We start from the raw sequence: 15210 nt of genomic DNA on the forward strand, positions 1-15210 counted from the left end.
GATGTTCCTCCTCTTCTCCCCTGGCAGGTTGGGCGTAATGGTTAGAACTCCTTGCCCTCGTGTGCCATGGCGCAGAGCACGGCATGCAGTGCCCGGGCACAGTGGAGGGGATCAGGTGTGGGTGGAAGGGTGATCCCACATCGTTCGCAGAGGTCTGAGAGCCGCAACCCGAGTTCGCCAAAGTAGGACCGGGTGTGGGCGCGCAGATCCTCCATCTGGACGCTGAGAGGCGGAAGGTGCAACTGTGTGCTCACCTCTTCAAGCCGCGCCATGTCGTAGTCGCACTGGAAACTGAGCAAGAAGCGACCCTGACAGGCCTGGGCAAGCCGATCCCACACCTCAGGGAAAGAGGGCGCCGACGCCAGTTGGGCGGCGCTCAGACCATGGGCCTCCCCACGTGCAAAGGAAATGGGCTCTGTCGGACGAACCACGAGGTGCTCGATGGGCAGACCTGCTCGATCAACCAGGGTTACCGCGATAATTTCAGCGTCATGTGCGAGCCCGGCGGTGGTCAGGTGGAACACGGCCAGATCGGGGCGTGCCAGCATCTCCTGCGCCCAGCGGATCTCCTGTAACGGTGGCAGTGGTGGGAGCGTGTGCAGGGCGTAACGCAAGTGACCAATCTCCTGCTGCATACGGATCTGGATCTGCATGAGCAGGTGCCCGAGCCGTTCGCGTCTCTGTGCTCGCGCTCTGTGAGAGAGGCCTGAGGGCATGAGGCTTGCCTGCTGCTCTTCTGCCAGGAGGGCACGTGCTTGTTCCATGGCCTGCTGGTAATCAAAGCGTGGTGGGTTGGTATGCGTCATAGACATTTCCTTTCAGACAAAGGACGACAGCCTCCCACATGCGTAGTGGGAGGCTGTCGCTACCAGAAAACAATGGGGAGAATGTTGCATGCCGGGAGATCGTGAGGTATCCTCAGAGATGAGAGAGTTCTGGAAGACTCCCGCTCTCTCTTCCCGCAGGCCTCTTCAGGGGTAATGTTGCAGATCTCGACCCTGAAGAGGTACTTTGTGTTTAGTGCTGATCCTCACGTCTCTGTTGCAGCAGGTGTTCAACGGAGGCCAGCGCCTCGCGTATCTCTTTGAGCTTGTCGGGCAAGATGTAGTAGTAGTTATGCGTTCCCAGGCGCTTCACCCCGATCAGTTTGGCAAACAGCAAGAGCCGCAAATGATGCGAGACGACGGGCTGGCTACGTGGGATTCGTTCGGCCAACTCCCGGACACAGAGGTTGCCGCCTTCTTGCGCGAGTAAGCGGAGCAAACGAAACCGGATGGGGCTGGCGAGGGCCTCAAGCAGGAGCACGAGGCCTGCGTCCTCTTCTAATCCTGCTTCTCTCCAATCGGTGTTCTCACCTGACTCTGAGGCTGTCTCCGCGACGGAAGGCATAAGCGAGAGATGCGAGGAACGTTGTTGTTGTGTATTCATAGGGCATGTTTATCCTTTCGTTGGTATGTTGGTTGAAGGAGTGTGATCCTCGTTTCGGGTAAAGGGGCCGTCGGTGTACTGACAGAGCGGGCAGACCAGGGTCAGGGTGCGCTGTGTTTGCTGGTCCACATGAGGCGTGAGCCAGCTTTCGCAATGGGGACAGGAGGGCGCTTCCTGCATGAACCCCAGGGCTGTGGAAGGCAGACTGGCGGCAAGCCTCAAAGGCACAATAATCTCTGTCTGCGCCGAGAGCCAGTGTCGGACCGCATCGGCGGTCCGTCCTCGCAGTTCCAGGGTCTGGATGGAGGAGGTTGTGTCTCCCATGAGCGGGTCTGGTAGTGAGATAGAGCGCAGGAGGAGCGTCGTGTCGCCTTCGATGACACTCTCCAGAAATTCACAGATGTGTGCTCGTGAGAGCAGGTGGGTGCCGAGCTGGAGAAACGGTCGAGGGGTCGAGGGACGCGCGTGAAGATACCAGTCGAGCAGGACCTCCTGGTCGGCCTGGTCCTGAATCAAAAGTGGTGCCAGGCGTTCGCTTGCGAACACGATCTCGATGCCCGGTGCAAGCAGGCGGGGGCGGTGATCGATGAGGGTGATAATGTGTTCGCGATCAAGGATACGACCACCCAATGGGAGGTACCGGTAGGACCGGTCCTCGTGTGTGGGGTGGTGTGCCGTGTTGTTAGCATCAAGTGATACATGCGCATCATGGTTGGTCTCAGACATGACAGTTTGATGTCCTTTCTATGAGTGAGTTGTTGGTGAGACGTTGATCGTGTGAGAGGCGTGATGGAGGGCTGCGGCAACGGGGAAGGGAACGCTTATTCATGAGCGGAGGTTCTCTGCATGCTCTGTTGTTGTGGGATATCCTGGCAGAGCGGTGTGTGCGAGGGCAATGGCAGTGGGGTGACCTGAAGGGGGCGCGTCGTGTAAAAGGTGATCAGTTGGGCCACGCGTTTTGAGAGGGCGCGATGTACTGCGGGAGGGAGTTGTTCCAGTTGTCGCCAATCGGTGAGGCCCGCCAGCCGATGGAGCCGTGGCAGGAGCAGGGGAGGCAGCAGCCGCAACGGCGCGGGAGGGAGCGGAAAACGCCAGATAGCGTAGCCTGTGCAATACGTGCTCACCTGACAGTGGCGCGTTCTCACTCCGCCTTCGATCCTGACCAGGAATTGATCGGTATAGCGCCAGGTGCGAAAGCCACAGGGGATGAGTACCCTGGGGCGTGTCGGCGGCGCAGGTGGGATATGGGCAAAATCGAGAAACTGGCGTCGCCACTCTTTGTGCCACCATGCAACGAGTTGTCGTGTTATCTCATCATTGAACGGGGTCAGAACGATGTCGCGATAGGGCAGAAAGAAGCGCGCGGGTTGTGGGAGCGGGCCAAAGGGCTGAAAGAGCTGTTTGGGAGTGTCAAAGCCCTCGATCCGGGCGAGTAGCTGCCCAGGAAAGACACGTCGGTAGCCGTGTTCCTGGTCGGTCACGTGGGATGAGTCACGGGTAAACTCCACAAACCAGGCCTGGGCCGTCTTCCTGTACACGGCGGTGAAGGCTTCTAGTTCTTGGAGCAAGAAGCGATAGCGTGCATCTTCTCGACGCATAGGGATTCTCCTTCTTTTGTTTGAAAAAAGACATGAAAAAAACTGGCTCACCCACCTGCATTGGCAGGCGGATGAGCCAGTGAACGGGAATCTACATGAACAGGAACATCATTGTATAAATTCAGCCTGAGTATGGGTCTCCCGCTACTTTGGTGAAGGATGAGTTTGTTTTTCTGATGGCTCTTGTTTTTCAATCCCAGATAAAAAACACGCTCCACCATATTGAAGATCTTATCACCAAAGTAGCGGGAGACCCGGAGAGTTGACAGATCTTGGCAGTGATGATGGCCAATTGGCCTCTGAAGCCAGTAGAGGAGGAATGTTAACACCTATCTGACAGAGACTGGCGGCCATCGTCTGCTGGATGGAAGTGTTGGTCAGCGAGAGCAGTAACGCGAATCAGCTCCTCTCTTTGAGAGCTGTCACCAAACGAGTGATTAGTTCAGAAGAAGTGGCTCAACCGCGCTGATGATTGGATACGTATCCATGTAAGAGTTCAAGAGTACAACGATACTGACCTTCTGCTCTGGATATTGTCTGATCAGCGAGCAAAAGCCCTGAGTTCCGCCTCCGTGCATCCGAAAGCCAGGAGCAAGAAACCATCCATATCCATACTGCCAGGAAATCCCCCACATAGAGCCTTGCCCGTGCGATGAAAACATCAACTCCAACGTGTGTGGAGAGACCAGTGGACACGTGAACATCGCGTCACACCACGTTTTGAGATCCTGCACCGTTGAGTATAGCTCTCCAGGTGCCTCCTCGAAAATGCTCAAGCGGTCATTGTCCGCATGGACCACTTCTCCATTCTCAACGCTATGACCATAGGCACGTCCGAGATTAATCCGCCGAGGCCGATCCAGGCCGGTATTGGTCATGCCGAGCGGCGTGAGAACATGGCGTTTCATCAATTCGTCGAACGACAAGCCAGTCACTTTTTCCAGAAGATAGCCCATCAAAATGTAGCCAGTGCTGCTGTATCTCCATCCCTCACCAGGCTGGAACAATTGGGGCAGCTTGACCAGATACGAGAGCAGATCTCCCTGTTCGTTTTTGAGTCGTTGCATCTCAAACCGCAGGTTCGGGATATCGTAAATATCCTGTAAACCGGACGTATGGGATAACAGATGATGAAGCGTGATATGCTGATCGAGCACTGCTAATTCGGGCAGATAGTGGCACGGCTTTTCCTGAAGCGAAATCTGTCCTTGTTCAGAGAGAACCAGCGCAGCCATCGCGATAAACATCTTGGTCACCGAGGCGATATGAAATTTGGTTTCAAGGACGTTGGGAACCTGCAATTGTCTACTTGCAAAGCCATACGCTTTTTCAAATAAGACGTTTCCGTCCTGAGCAATCAGAAGAGCTCCACTCAGAGGATGGTCTTTCTCTACCTGCTCAAGTGCCAATGCCAATCTTTTTTCACTGATCATACGATCCCTCCAGATTCTGATGCATGTGTAGATGAATGTATAATGACCAGAGTCATCTTGTTTCCAATTGTATCGATGAAACCTGACACCTTGTGTCAAGAAGATGTAAATTTGGAGATTAAGCGGGTCTCCCGCTGGGAGCCTTCCTCGAAAACCTGTTCATGTTGTGGTTGGGTCAATGAGACACTCACGCTTTCGGATCGTATCTTTGTCTGCATGGATTGTGGAAGCGTGCAGGATCGAGATTACAACGCTGCCAGAAACTTAGCAGCGTTGGCATAAGAGGAATGGAGTACCGCAAGTTCTGCGGGAATTGACGCCTGTGGAGCAGGTGTAAGACGAGCGAAAAGCTTGCTGTTTGCACTGAAGCAGGAACCGAACACCGCGTATGGCGTGTCCATATATGAGTAAGTTTCGGAGAACGGAGTTGTCATAGAATCTGCGCCTCCACGTCAAGTCAATTAGCGCGGCGCATCCGCCCTGTACGGTTATGGCCGCATCCTTTTTGGGTCCCTCCTGCCAGTCTCCTTCTCCAGTTGCTCCCGCTCCCAGGCAGCCTACACGACGGGCGACTTCAGCGCAGGACTGTGCTGGTGGCTTTGATCAAGTCAGCAGCCTTCTCCGCGATCATGATCGTCGCGGCATTGGTATTGCCGTTTACAATGGTGGGCATAATGGAAGCATCCACGACCCGCAGACTGGCTGTTCCCCGGACCCGTAACTGCTCATCGACCACCGCCAGCGCATCCTGCCCCATCTTACACGTGCCAACGGTATGATAAAACGCCTGGACGAACTCGGCGAGCTCTTCTGCTCGCTGCAGCTGCGCCCCTGGATATACCTCCGCTTGATAGAAGGCCGCCAACGCTTTGGTCTGGTTCAGGCGTCGTACGAGTTGGATTCCCTTGATGAACTTTTCTCCATCCTCCGGCTTCGCCAGATAGTTGGCAAAGATTGCCGGATACTGTGTCGGATCCGATGAGCGCAGCCTGATCCGACCACGGCTTTGCGGAGTTGCCAGCACGACGATAACGGTATAGCCATTCCCCTGAACTGGCGGGAGAAAGAACGGACCAAAGATCAGTTGGAGGTCTGGCTCTGGGAGAGCCGATTGGGTCTTCACGAACGCGTTCCCAGAGGCGGCCAAGTCGCCAAACGCTGAGAAGTAGGGTTTCGTGGTGTGGTACGTAAAGACGCCTGGATGATCCTGCAGATTTTCCCCGACCCCCGGCACATCAGCCACCACACGTATACCCACTTGTTGGAGGTGCTCACCTGGCCCTACACCAGAGAGCAGGAGCAGCTGAGGGGAATTGATGGCGCCACCAGACAGGATGACCTCTTTCTTCGCCCAGACCTGCTCTTCGCAGCCATCTTTGAGAGCGGCGACCCCCACCGCATGTGTTCCTTCAAACAAGACGTGCGTCGCCAGCGTGTCTGTCCAGACGGTGAGATTGGGGCGATGCATCACGGGATGCAGATAGCCGACGGCGGTGCTGTGCCGTTTGCCAGCGCGGATGGTGCTCTGAAACGTGCCGAAGCCTTCCTGCGACGCTCCATTGGAATCGTCATTGCGTGACCAGCCCAGTTCTTCTCCGGCTTCGAGAAACGCTTCAGTCAGTGGATTGATCGCAGGCGGCTCAAAAACATTGAGCGGACCTCCGACGCCGTGATAGGCGGAGGCCCCGTATTCCCGGTTTTCCGCTTTCTTGAAATAGGGCAGCACCTCCGCGTAGCTCCAGCCGTCGTTTCCCAGGGCTTGCCAGTGATCAAAGTCATAGCGATTCCCCCGCACATACACCATGTAGTTGATGGAACTGGAGCCCCCGAGCACTTTGCCCCGCGGCCAATCGATCTTCCGATGGTTGAGATGGGGTTCTGCTTCGGTCGTATAGGCCCAATCAACTGCGGTATGAGCCAGTGCGAACGCCTTCATGGGATCATAGATGTCCGGCACCGTCTCATCAGTGCCACCAGCTTCGAGCAAGAGAACCGAGGTTGCAGAATCTTCGGTCAACCGATTGGCCAGCACACACCCTGCAGAACCAGCTCCCACAAGAATATAGTCGTATATCATTTTTTCTTCTTTCTTACTTGCTTGAGGGCCTTTCCTCGAGGAGGCGAAACTGCTCCACCGTTCAGCTTAACGTAGTATTTCTCATATATCGCTTTGTATTTTATGGCAGCGATGCAAGTACTACATGTCAACATCAGCGAACCTACGAATAACCAACCGATTTGACAAAGTGCTAACCATGGGGGCAAAGGACAACTTGCCCTGCCTTTCGGCGTCTCTCATTTCAGCTTTGCGCCAATTAATGGTTGTATAAAATCATGCTGCTCCAGAAGCGGTTTCCGAGAGAGGTGTGCCATTTTATGATATAAACGCGCCAGGATATCGGTTCATACACAGGTTTGGTGAAACCTCTTCAATAAAGTGGCAAATGCTCGGGCGTTTGTGCTCAAGGAATGGATCACTTCAGCTATCATAAACTCAACATTCACCAAACCTGTGTATGAACCAGGATATCGAAGAAATGACAGGGGCACACCCCATTGTATTTCGTCGGCAATGCCTCTTATGGGGCATATGGCGCGGATGTCGTTCGTGTCCTGGTTCAAGGCGGAGCAAACGTCAACGCTCGGGAGAAGCTCAAACACTGTACCGCGTTGCACATGGCGGCGCGACGGGGAAATGTCCCAGTTGCCCAAGCCTTGCTGGATGGTGGAGCAGATCTAGAAGCACGAGATAAACTGGGCGATACCCCTCTGTGCCGTGCCGTCAAGTGTGGGAAGGTGGAGATGGTCGCGTTCCTGCTCTCACGAGGAGCCGATGTTCATACCAAAGGGAAGAGCAGGTCGGCTCCGTGGCAGGTTGCACGAGGCGCTGCCATGAAACGGCTCCTGCAAGCCTCTCTTGAACAGGGAGCAGCAGGTCAAGAAGGGAACTCCGCGGGATAAGGAATGGGCGACAAGGATGGATGGGAAACGCAGCGTGCTGCTCTCTGCTCGCGGCCACACTCATGTTGGCCCAACTTCAAGTTGAATCCATAGTACTGTTCCTGGGTGATGGTGTCTGCTTAGCGCAGGTAGGAGGTCAGGACCACGTCTCGACGGTTATGCCCCAGCGCGCGTGACACGACCAGAACGGCTTCCTCATCAAGGATGCCCTGGGGCAGGCGACCCTGTGGCGGGGGCAGAGGACAATCAGAGAGCGATTGATAGAGTGCCTGGGCATATTGTCGACGATAGGCATGGATATCGAGGTGCTTCGGGAGGCGAGGAAAGACCTTCTCCTCGCCCCGCCGTCCCTCGACCAGGCGGAGCACAGTTGTTTCTTGCCCCGGAAGGACAGGAACCTGGCGTATTTTGCCTCCTTTGCCGTGGACGTGGGCGAGTACCACGTGTCCATCTAACTGCCTCTCGATTTGACCAACCCGCAGTGCTCGCGCTTCATGCCGCCGTAAGCCGGTTGCGCCAAGAAAGGCAAGCAGATCCTGCCAGGCTTCTGGAGACATGTGGCGAGGCCGTTTCTGATGCAAAAAAGGGGTACGGGAGCGACGAATGGCCTCTCGGCGACGTGCCGGTAATGCCACCTCGCTGGCAAGAGTAGGAGAACCAAAGAAGAGGCGCAAGGCGCTGCGCGTGGTGGAGAGCGTCCAGGGGCTGTAGCCCTCCTGCACATGCAGTTGCAAGTAGGCAGAGACGAGCGCATCCGCACGCTGATCGATCTCGTGCAGGCGTTTGGTCCCATGCGTTGCGCGGCACCAGCACAAAAAGCGCATTACGATGTTCTGATATGTTGTCCGTGTGGTATAGGCGTGAATCTTTCCATCAGAAAACGGCCAGTGATAGGTTCCCAGGACGCGAGCCTGGGCTTTGGCGTGCGCGCGGCTCTGTCCCAGCGCCATCAAACTGTCCAGCCTCTGTTGCGCTTCATAAAGGAGCCCTGGTCGTTTCCCCATCGTAGGCACATTCTTCTGTGTGTGAAATGACGTGGTTTTACAAGGTCTGTCGTTGCGTTCAGTAATTGCGAAGCCGTCTGCCTACAGAGGCAATCCTCTGCAGAGCAGGGAGAAGACGGTGAAGAGGGGCTCCGTGCTCTCTTTGGTGCCCTGTGTTGTGCTGGCGCTTGCCTCCCAGAGAAGATGGGAACCATGCACCGGTCGACACAGGATACGTGTTGTCTTCTCGTAAGGTGCAGACAGAGAGCCAGGCTCTATCTGTTGCACGTGCAGTGCCAGCAGAGCAGGAAGGATGGAGCGACTCAACATCCATCCTTGCTCTGCCTTCTTATGCGCTGCGGTTCTCATGAACGAGAACGCGTGTTCTGCTGTAATACGGGTGAGCAGAGGCTGTGGTTACATAAACCAGTCTCACCCTGCTCGCTGCCCATCCCTTGAGCAGACTGCTCAGAGGGGTTCGCCTGCAGTATCAAATTGCGGGAGAGCCAAGAAATTTCCAATTTACCGTTAGGCGAGAACCGTTATTCTGTCTTTAGAAAGTGTATTCACTATAGTCTAGAAAGAGTGCCATGTATGCAAACCAGTAATGCATCCTCTCCAGCCGCATCTCGCACGGCACGCGAGCGGATTGGCCTGGCGATAGCTGCCCCGGATGCGGCTTCAGCGGTAGCAGCGATTGTTGACGCGGAGGTCGCCGGTATCGAACAGGTCTGGATGACGCAGGTAACGCCTGCTCCCGATACGCTCGGTATATACACTGCTGCAGCGATGAAAACGAGCAAGATACGCATGGGAACAGCGATTGTTCCCACCTATCCCCGGCATCCCCTGGCGCTGGCCCAGCAGGTACTCGCGTTCAATGATCTGGTCCCGGAGCGCTTGCGCCTCGGCGTCGGGCCGAGCCATCGCCCAATTATAGAGGGCGTCTATGGTCTCGCGATGGCTGACCCTCTGGAACACTTGCGCGAATACGTTGCCGTGCTGCGTGGCTTGCTCTGGGATGGCAAGGTGGATTACCAGGGGCGCTTTTACAACGTCAAATCAACGTTTCCCCGTGCGCCACATACTCCGCTGCTGGTTTCGGCTTTGCGCGAGAACGCGTTTCAACTTGCGGGCGCAATCTCGGACGGCGCGCTCTCATGGAATTGTCCAGTACACTATCTGCTGGAGAAAGCATTGCCAGCCCTACGAACTGGAGCGGCTAGCGAAGGGCGTCCTGTACCGCCATTGGTAGCGCATATTCCGGTGGCGCTTAGCCAGGATCGGCAGGAGGTAATAGCGGCCGCGCGACGGCAGTTAGGGCTTTACGGGAAGCTTCCCTTCTATGCCAAAATGTTCGCGAACGCGGGCTTTCCTGTCTCGCCAGAGGGTGAGCTCTCCGAAGCGCTTATAGAGAATCTGGTCGTTTCTGGAGATGAAGCCACTATCGAGGAGCGTCTGAAGAAGAACCTGGAAGCAGGATTGGATGAGTTGCTGATTATGCCCATTCCGGTGAAGAATGGCAAAGATGAGCAGTTCCGAATCATGCGACTACTTGGGCAAATCTAACCTATCGTGATGCCCTGGTGGAAATGCGAGGAGAATGCCCTTTGACAGAAAAGGGCTTTAGCCCGCCGCAAGCTATGGGGCTTTAGCCCCAGTAGTTAGGCGTACGCGGCTTTAGCCCTTGCCTCTTGAGAGAGAAGAACCCGCCGCAAACCACGTAGCTTGTCGCCTCAGCAGTGAGGCTGGTTTGCCTTGGCTTCATCCTCTGCTGGCTTTCCTCGAAGAGGGTTGAACGTGTGTTCCATCTGTGCTATACTCTGCACGAGCCATATGAGGCAGATGCCTGTTCCGTTGGCACGAACAAGGGGAGCAGAACCCTCTCAACCCCTATTCAGCGGCAAGCGGGGGCACCGCGAGGAAGAAAGGAAGAAGTGGACCCATGGCAGGGAAACCTTTCAGGAGTACCAAGACCATGAAGCAAGCTGTGCTCCTTCGCTCCGAGCAGGCGAACTGGTTTCACGCCACGCAGACCCTCTTCAATCAGGTAGCGTCCTTCTACTTCGAGGTCATCCAGGCCCACCCTCTGATCCTCGACCTCTCCAGCCAGGAGGCCTTGACGGCTCTGGAACGCCTTACCCATGCCACCAAACAGAACCCTCACCCGGTCATGCCGCTCTCCCAGATCGCGCAAGAGCTCCCGGCCATGTTCCGCCGTGCCACCATCCATGCGGCTTTAGGAGCTGCCCACGCCTTCACGACCAGCCTGGCCAAATGGCGTGCGCGCAAAGAGAAGGCCCAGGCAAAACAGAAGCGGTTTACTGAGCGTCCTCCGGTCCCTCCTCGCACCTGGAATCGCTCCGTCTCCTTCTACGCCGGGATGTGGAAGGGCCGCTCCCTGGGACAGCAGGCCGAGGGCCCCCCCATCCAGGGGGCAAGACCAGACACGACTGAGGAGAGGGCTTGCCCCAAGATCCTGCTCAAGCTGTGGACGGGGCGCAGCTGGGTCTGGACCAAACTGCGCCTCTCAGGCCCTCCCCTGCCCCAGGGCTGCACGCCGCAGGAAGCAGGCAGCCCCCAGTTGGTGCGCAAGGGTGGGCGCTGGTGGCTGCACACCCCACTGCAACGCGAGATCGAGCGTCCACAAAAAGCGCAGATGCAACTCAGCGAGCAGAAAGGCACGCGGCTGTGCGCCGTGGACCTCAACATCGATACCCACCTGGCAGCCTGTACGATCCAAACCGTCGAAGGCACGGTGGTGGCGACCCGCTTCATTAGAGGCGGGAAGCGACTCCACGGCCTTAGGAAAAGACAACTTGGACGCATTGCCCGCAACCGACGAGCCACAGGCATCATTGCGGAGGGGGAACAGGACAATGTGCAGCGGTGGGCGAAGGTGCGCGCCCTCGATGAGGACACCGCGCACCAGGTGAGCCATCGCATCGTGGCCTTTGCCCAGGCCCACGGCGCCTCCATCCTCGTCTTCGAGCACCTGGGGCACTTCAAGCCAGTGAAGGGCAGCTTCAGCCGCCGAGGCAACGAGAAGCGCTCGTACTGGCTGCGCGGACGCATCTTCCGCTATACACGCTACAAAGCCTTCCACCAGGGGATCATCACCTGTCGGGTGAACCCGCGCAACACGAGCCGGGAGCATGCCGACTGCGGAGGGGCGATCGCTCGCTATGCCTATGGGCAACCCGCAGAGGGCTACACGCCAGGATCACCCCTCATGTCTTGCCCCAGCTGTGATGCGAGGGACCATGCCGATCGCAATGCCTCCCGCGTCATCGGCAAGCGACTTCTGGCTCGCTTTGGATCCTGCCAGTGTCACAAGGAAAAGCCTCACGCTCCTCTGCAGGCAGAGAGGTCCGCGAAAGCGGGAGGTGGGCACGGCTCCCAAGCCGCCCAATGCGCAGGAGAACCATCCATTCTTGGCGCAGGGTATGGAGCCGTGGTCGCGCAGGGCACCGCGCCGAAGAAGACGTGAGGGATGGCAAGCGTCTCTTCGGGTATTGCTCACCCACTACGCTCCTCGCCGAGTCGTCCCCACGGGACATCCACTCAGAGGATCGCGTACGTAGCAGTGCCACAAGAAGCCGCGCGGTTTTAACCGCCGGCGGAGTGTCACGGAACAATAGCCTGCCGATGTACTAGTACTAGTTTGCGGTGCGAAATGGAGAGAAGCGCATGAGAAGGGCGTTGAGAGCCATTGCTCTCGGTATCATGGATGAGGTTCTCTCTGGATGAGCCCTAGGCGACCGTGGCCTGGGCAATATGGCGCAGGTTACTGGAGATGATGCCCAGACCGATCCAACGTTGCATCCCGTCTTCCCCGTGATAGGCACATCTGCGCAACCCATAATCGCGGCGCAGGCTGTGAATGCGCCCCTCGATCCCCGCACGCCAGCGGTAGGCCCGTTTGAAGGCTCGTGTGTGTTCTTGGGCTCGTTGCTCCTGCGAGCGCTTGCCCTCCGCAGGGATCGCCACCACCTTGACCCCTGCGGCTTGCGCTCGCTCACGCGTCCCTGCAGCGTGAACCCCGCGATCGCCGACCAACCAGCGCGGAGGGTGCGCAAAGAGGGGCTGATGATGGGCAAGTGCTTCATCAGCCTGTCCATGCTCATGAGGAGCCTCGCAGATCTCAAAGCGCGTGACGATGCCCCCCTCTACCTCGTCGAGCACCACGTGCCGACCGAACTCCACCAGGGCCCCACCTTTGTGGCGAGGGATAGCACGGGTATGCGGTTCGAAGAGGCTGAGGACTTTCTCGCTGGCAGCCACCTTCTTGCCTTCCAGCACTCGGACGTGGGCTTGCGTGATGACCCGTTCGATAAGCGGGAGCACCTGCTGAGCTGAAAGAAGCAGTCGCTGGGCTGGTGCCTCCGCCTGGCAACTCAGGTTCGCGGCAACCTGCTTGGCCTGCTTGACCATTTGCTGGGTGGTCGTGATCAACTTGTGGTAGAGCGCTCGTTGTTGCTCCTCTTTCTGCTCCCCTTTGCGCCGCAACAGCCGATGCAACGACTGCGCAGCACGACGCGCTGAGCGCACTCGGCTCCGGCAGGCTTGCTTCACTGACAAGAGCGTGCCCTCCACCAGTGGTTTGGCCCGCTGCACAAAGCGGGAGAGCACCCGCACGCTATCCACGAGCAAGCCACTGTCGGTGGGATGATGAATGTTGGTCTGCACACAGGTGGCATCAAGGCGCAGTTTGCGTCCGCTGGTGACCTTGGCCTGCCTCGCCAGATGCACCACGCGGTCATTGAGGGTATGCACCGTCTCTGGGCGGATGGTGTGGGCCCAGCGAATGAGCGTGGTATCATCAGGGACTCGCTCAAAATAGACGCGGCAAAACCAGCGCAGCACCAGGCTGTCCTTGACGCGTTCCTCCGTTTCTTGAAAGCTCCACTGATACAAGTGTTTGCAGATGAGCATGCGTAAGATCACTTCCACCGGCGTCGAATGCCGCCCATGCACCAGCGTCCAGCGATAGCGCTTCCCCAGATCTCCACGGACGTGCTGATAGAGGTCATCATCGTCGAGCAACCCATCCAACTGCTTGAGGACAGGATCGGTTTGGGCTGCCACCTCGGGCACGCGGGCAAACACATCTTCTGGTTGGTAGCAATCGATGAGCATGGCCCTTCCTTTCTCTGCCTGATAAGCCCCTCTTGTTCATTCTACCACGCTCTTTCTTCGCTCTTTCTGCTCTCAAGCCGCTTCAGTGGCTCCATTTCGCACCGCAAACTAGTACTACAGCACCACTTAGCGAGGTATATATGTTATGAAGTCAGTACCCTACGGCTAAAGCCGAGGGCTTGGAGTTGTGTCTGAACTCCACCTCAATCCAGCATACCGTTTCAGGCGTGCTGCTTTGGCTTCATCGTCCGACACATCAGGGCGTACTGACAAGAGGCCCGTTCCTATCCAGTCTTGCCGGATAAGAAGCGTTCGCATCGCAATGTTTCTTGCACCAACCAGATCGGCATGGAGCGTGTACTGACAATTCTGACAGACGAAGAGCAATCCTTTGTTGGGCCTATTCTCTTTGCAGGTGTGCCCACATTTGGGGCAGGCCTGCGAGGTATAGTTGGCATCGACCTTGATTGCCATACTTCGATGTAAGAGCGCTTTATAGGCAATCATGCTATGCAACTCAGCGAAGGACCATTTGGAGAAGGTACGATTGGCTTTTCGCTGTTTTGCATTTTTGCCTTTGCGTCGTTTGGTACGTTCTCGAATGTCTGTCAGATGCTCCAGTCCAATCAAGCTTTGAGGGTGCTGTAGGACAATCCGCTTACTCACGACATGATTGGTATTCTGCTTCAACCGTCTCTCTCGTCCACTGATGGCAACGAGCCTTCTTGTCGCTGAACGAGTGCCTTTCTTTTGCAGACGTTTTCTCAGTCGTGCGTAGTGGTTTGCCTTGGGGACAATCTGTTTGCCTGAATGGAAGGTGCAATCCCCTTGCATCGTCGCCGTGACGGCAAGGTATCGCATCCCCACATCCACTCCGGCGACCTGCTTGTGCGTTTCAGGTGTCGGATCAGCCGTCTCAATTTCAAGAGAGACAAGGAGGTAAAATTGCTTCTTGGCTTTGTCATACCAGAGTTTCGATGCACCAATCTCCGCTCCACGCTGGATCAATGCAACATGCTTATTGTAGCCAGTATAGGGCACGATAACACGTCCCTCAAGGGTCAGGATGCTCACGTGCTGCTCTTTCTTGAAGGTGTAGTCTTTCTTGTACTGATAGGTCAACGTGGGGGAGATGAACTTGGGAGCCTGATCAAGCCCTTTGTAGCGTTTCTTGGTCTTCCCTTCCTTACGATGAACAGCATTGTTCTTCACCTTTGTCCAGAGGGTTTTATACGAGGCTCCAACTTGGCGAGGAACAGAACAGGCCATTTGCGAAGGCAGATGAAAACGGAGGCGGATCTCTTCGTAGGTGGCATCTTGCAAACGAATAGCATTACTCATTTTGCCATTCGCAAAGGCGTACTGGCTCACATAGTTGAGTGAATCACGATACGCCAGTTGCGTTGTACGTAATGCCTTGAATTGCTCGAGCGTTGTATTCAATTTGAGTTTCGCTGTTAATACCGTTTGCATACGCTACATTATACCATAGTTTTCATCTGACTGTCAACAATACATGAGCAGATGAGAGCATGTCTACGGCGTATTCCACCCAAGCCACCGACAAAGGAACGCCGCATTCCTCCCCATGCCTCAAAGGGCAGGGGCATCCTGCGGCGTTTTAGGTGACTTCTTAGGCTCCTTCTTTGTAGAAGACTTGTAATGTGG

Annotated in this window: 13 protein-coding genes; 4 read left to right on the top strand and 9 right to left on the bottom strand. The window is 56.3% G+C overall.

Features of this window, described 5'->3' with window-relative positions; genetic code table 11:
- Positions 1-41 precede the first annotated feature (41 nt).
- The 5 genes from KRAC_RS63330 to KRAC_RS38450 all read right to left on the bottom strand — a co-directional run bounded on the left by KRAC_RS63330 (position 42) and on the right by KRAC_RS38450 (position 4459).
- Positions 42-806, bottom strand: a complete 765-nt coding sequence (locus KRAC_RS63330; protein WP_007916704.1) for a 3'-5' exonuclease — start codon at positions 804-806, stop codon at positions 42-44.
- 211 nt (positions 807-1017) lie between these two features.
- Positions 1018-1428, bottom strand: coding sequence for an ArsR/SmtB family transcription factor (locus KRAC_RS38435; protein WP_007916706.1), 411 nt, complete (start codon positions 1426-1428; stop codon positions 1018-1020).
- Positions 1429-1437: 9 nt separating this feature from the next.
- The gene (locus tag KRAC_RS38440; RefSeq protein WP_007916708.1) at positions 1438-2154 is read right to left on the bottom strand and encodes a hypothetical protein; all 717 of its coding nucleotides are present in this window, start codon (positions 2152-2154) and stop codon (positions 1438-1440) included.
- A gap of 95 nt (positions 2155-2249) precedes the next feature.
- The gene (locus KRAC_RS38445) at positions 2250-3026 is read right to left on the bottom strand and encodes a hypothetical protein (protein WP_007916710.1); all 777 of its coding nucleotides are present in this window, start codon (positions 3024-3026) and stop codon (positions 2250-2252) included.
- A 437-nt stretch (positions 3027-3463) separates the two neighbouring features.
- Complete coding sequence (locus tag KRAC_RS38450; protein ID WP_007916712.1) at positions 3464-4459, bottom strand: serine hydrolase domain-containing protein; 996 nt, start codon at positions 4457-4459, stop codon at positions 3464-3466.
- Between the two features lie 75 nt (positions 4460-4534).
- Here KRAC_RS38450 and KRAC_RS80000 point away from each other — a divergent pair, with 75 nt between their 5' ends.
- Entirely contained in the window at positions 4535-4741 is a 207-nt protein-coding gene (locus KRAC_RS80000; protein ID WP_420795848.1) for a zinc ribbon domain-containing protein, read from the top strand.
- 292 nt (positions 4742-5033) lie between these two features.
- Here KRAC_RS80000 and KRAC_RS38455 read toward each other — a convergent pair whose 3' ends face one another.
- Complete coding sequence (locus tag KRAC_RS38455) at positions 5034-6536, bottom strand: GMC family oxidoreductase (protein ID WP_007916716.1); 1503 nt, start codon at positions 6534-6536, stop codon at positions 5034-5036.
- A 479-nt stretch (positions 6537-7015) separates the two neighbouring features.
- Between KRAC_RS38455 and KRAC_RS63335 the strand changes: the two genes are divergently transcribed.
- Positions 7016-7420, top strand: coding sequence for an ankyrin repeat domain-containing protein (locus KRAC_RS63335; RefSeq protein ID WP_007916718.1), 405 nt, complete (start codon positions 7016-7018; stop codon positions 7418-7420).
- A gap of 119 nt (positions 7421-7539) precedes the next feature.
- On the opposite strand, the gene KRAC_RS38465 is transcribed toward KRAC_RS63335, so the two are convergent.
- Positions 7540-8424 carry a site-specific integrase gene (locus KRAC_RS38465; RefSeq protein WP_007916722.1) on the bottom strand — a complete coding sequence of 295 codons (885 nt, stop codon included), beginning with the start codon at positions 8422-8424 and terminating at the stop codon, positions 7540-7542.
- A 573-nt stretch (positions 8425-8997) separates the two neighbouring features.
- On the opposite strand from KRAC_RS38465, the gene KRAC_RS38475 reads away from it, so the two are divergent.
- Together KRAC_RS38475 and KRAC_RS38480 are read left to right on the top strand one after the other, a co-directional pair.
- The gene (locus tag KRAC_RS38475; RefSeq protein WP_007916725.1) at positions 8998-9972 is read left to right on the top strand and encodes an LLM class flavin-dependent oxidoreductase; all 975 of its coding nucleotides are present in this window, start codon (positions 8998-9000) and stop codon (positions 9970-9972) included.
- Between the two features lie 409 nt (positions 9973-10381).
- Positions 10382-11893 (top strand): zinc ribbon domain-containing protein, encoded by a 1512-nt coding sequence (locus KRAC_RS38480; RefSeq protein WP_007916727.1) that lies wholly within the window; start codon positions 10382-10384, stop codon positions 11891-11893.
- Between the two features lie 263 nt (positions 11894-12156).
- On the opposite strand, the gene KRAC_RS38485 is transcribed toward KRAC_RS38480, so the two are convergent.
- Positions 12157-13542: an ISNCY-like element ISKra7 family transposase gene (locus KRAC_RS38485; protein WP_007916728.1), complete on the bottom strand. Its 1386-nt coding sequence runs from the start codon at positions 13540-13542 to the stop codon at positions 12157-12159.
- Between the two features lie 165 nt (positions 13543-13707).
- Positions 13708-15015: an RNA-guided endonuclease InsQ/TnpB family protein gene (locus tag KRAC_RS38490; RefSeq protein WP_007916730.1), complete on the bottom strand. Its 1308-nt coding sequence runs from the start codon at positions 15013-15015 to the stop codon at positions 13708-13710.
- Positions 15016-15210 lie beyond the last annotated feature (195 nt).

The sequence above is a fragment of the Ktedonobacter racemifer DSM 44963 genome (genome assembly GCF_000178855.1).
In the GTDB taxonomy this organism is placed as follows: domain Bacteria; phylum Chloroflexota; class Ktedonobacteria; order Ktedonobacterales; family Ktedonobacteraceae; genus Ktedonobacter; species Ktedonobacter racemifer.

Bases quoted from the DNA above. Each gene is read 5' to 3' on its own strand.
- KRAC_RS38450 (WP_007916712.1), bottom strand. From the start codon at position 4,459: ATGATCAGTGAAAAAAGATTGGCATTGGCACTTGAGCAGGTAGAGAAA.
- KRAC_RS38480 (WP_007916727.1), top strand. From the start codon at position 10,382: ATGAAGCAAGCTGTGCTCCTTCGCTCCGAGCAGGCGAACTGGTTTCAC.
- KRAC_RS38455 (WP_007916716.1), bottom strand. From the start codon at position 6,536: ATGATATACGACTATATTCTTGTGGGAGCTGGTTCTGCAGGGTGTGTG.
- KRAC_RS38440 (WP_007916708.1), bottom strand. From the start codon at position 2,154: ATGTCTGAGACCAACCATGATGCGCATGTATCACTTGATGCTAACAAC.
- KRAC_RS80000 (WP_420795848.1), top strand. From the start codon at position 4,535: ATGAAACCTGACACCTTGTGTCAAGAAGATGTAAATTTGGAGATTAAG.
- KRAC_RS38490 (WP_007916730.1), bottom strand. From the start codon at position 15,015: ATGCAAACGGTATTAACAGCGAAACTCAAATTGAATACAACGCTCGAG.
- KRAC_RS38445 (WP_007916710.1), bottom strand. From the start codon at position 3,026: ATGCGTCGAGAAGATGCACGCTATCGCTTCTTGCTCCAAGAACTAGAA.
- KRAC_RS38475 (WP_007916725.1), top strand. From the start codon at position 8,998: ATGCAAACCAGTAATGCATCCTCTCCAGCCGCATCTCGCACGGCACGC.
- KRAC_RS63330 (WP_007916704.1), bottom strand. From the start codon at position 806: ATGACGCATACCAACCCACCACGCTTTGATTACCAGCAGGCCATGGAA.
- KRAC_RS38435 (WP_007916706.1), bottom strand. From the start codon at position 1,428: ATGAATACACAACAACAACGTTCCTCGCATCTCTCGCTTATGCCTTCC.
- KRAC_RS38465 (WP_007916722.1), bottom strand. From the start codon at position 8,424: ATGGGGAAACGACCAGGGCTCCTTTATGAAGCGCAACAGAGGCTGGAC.
- KRAC_RS38485 (WP_007916728.1), bottom strand. From the start codon at position 13,542: ATGCTCATCGATTGCTACCAACCAGAAGATGTGTTTGCCCGCGTGCCC.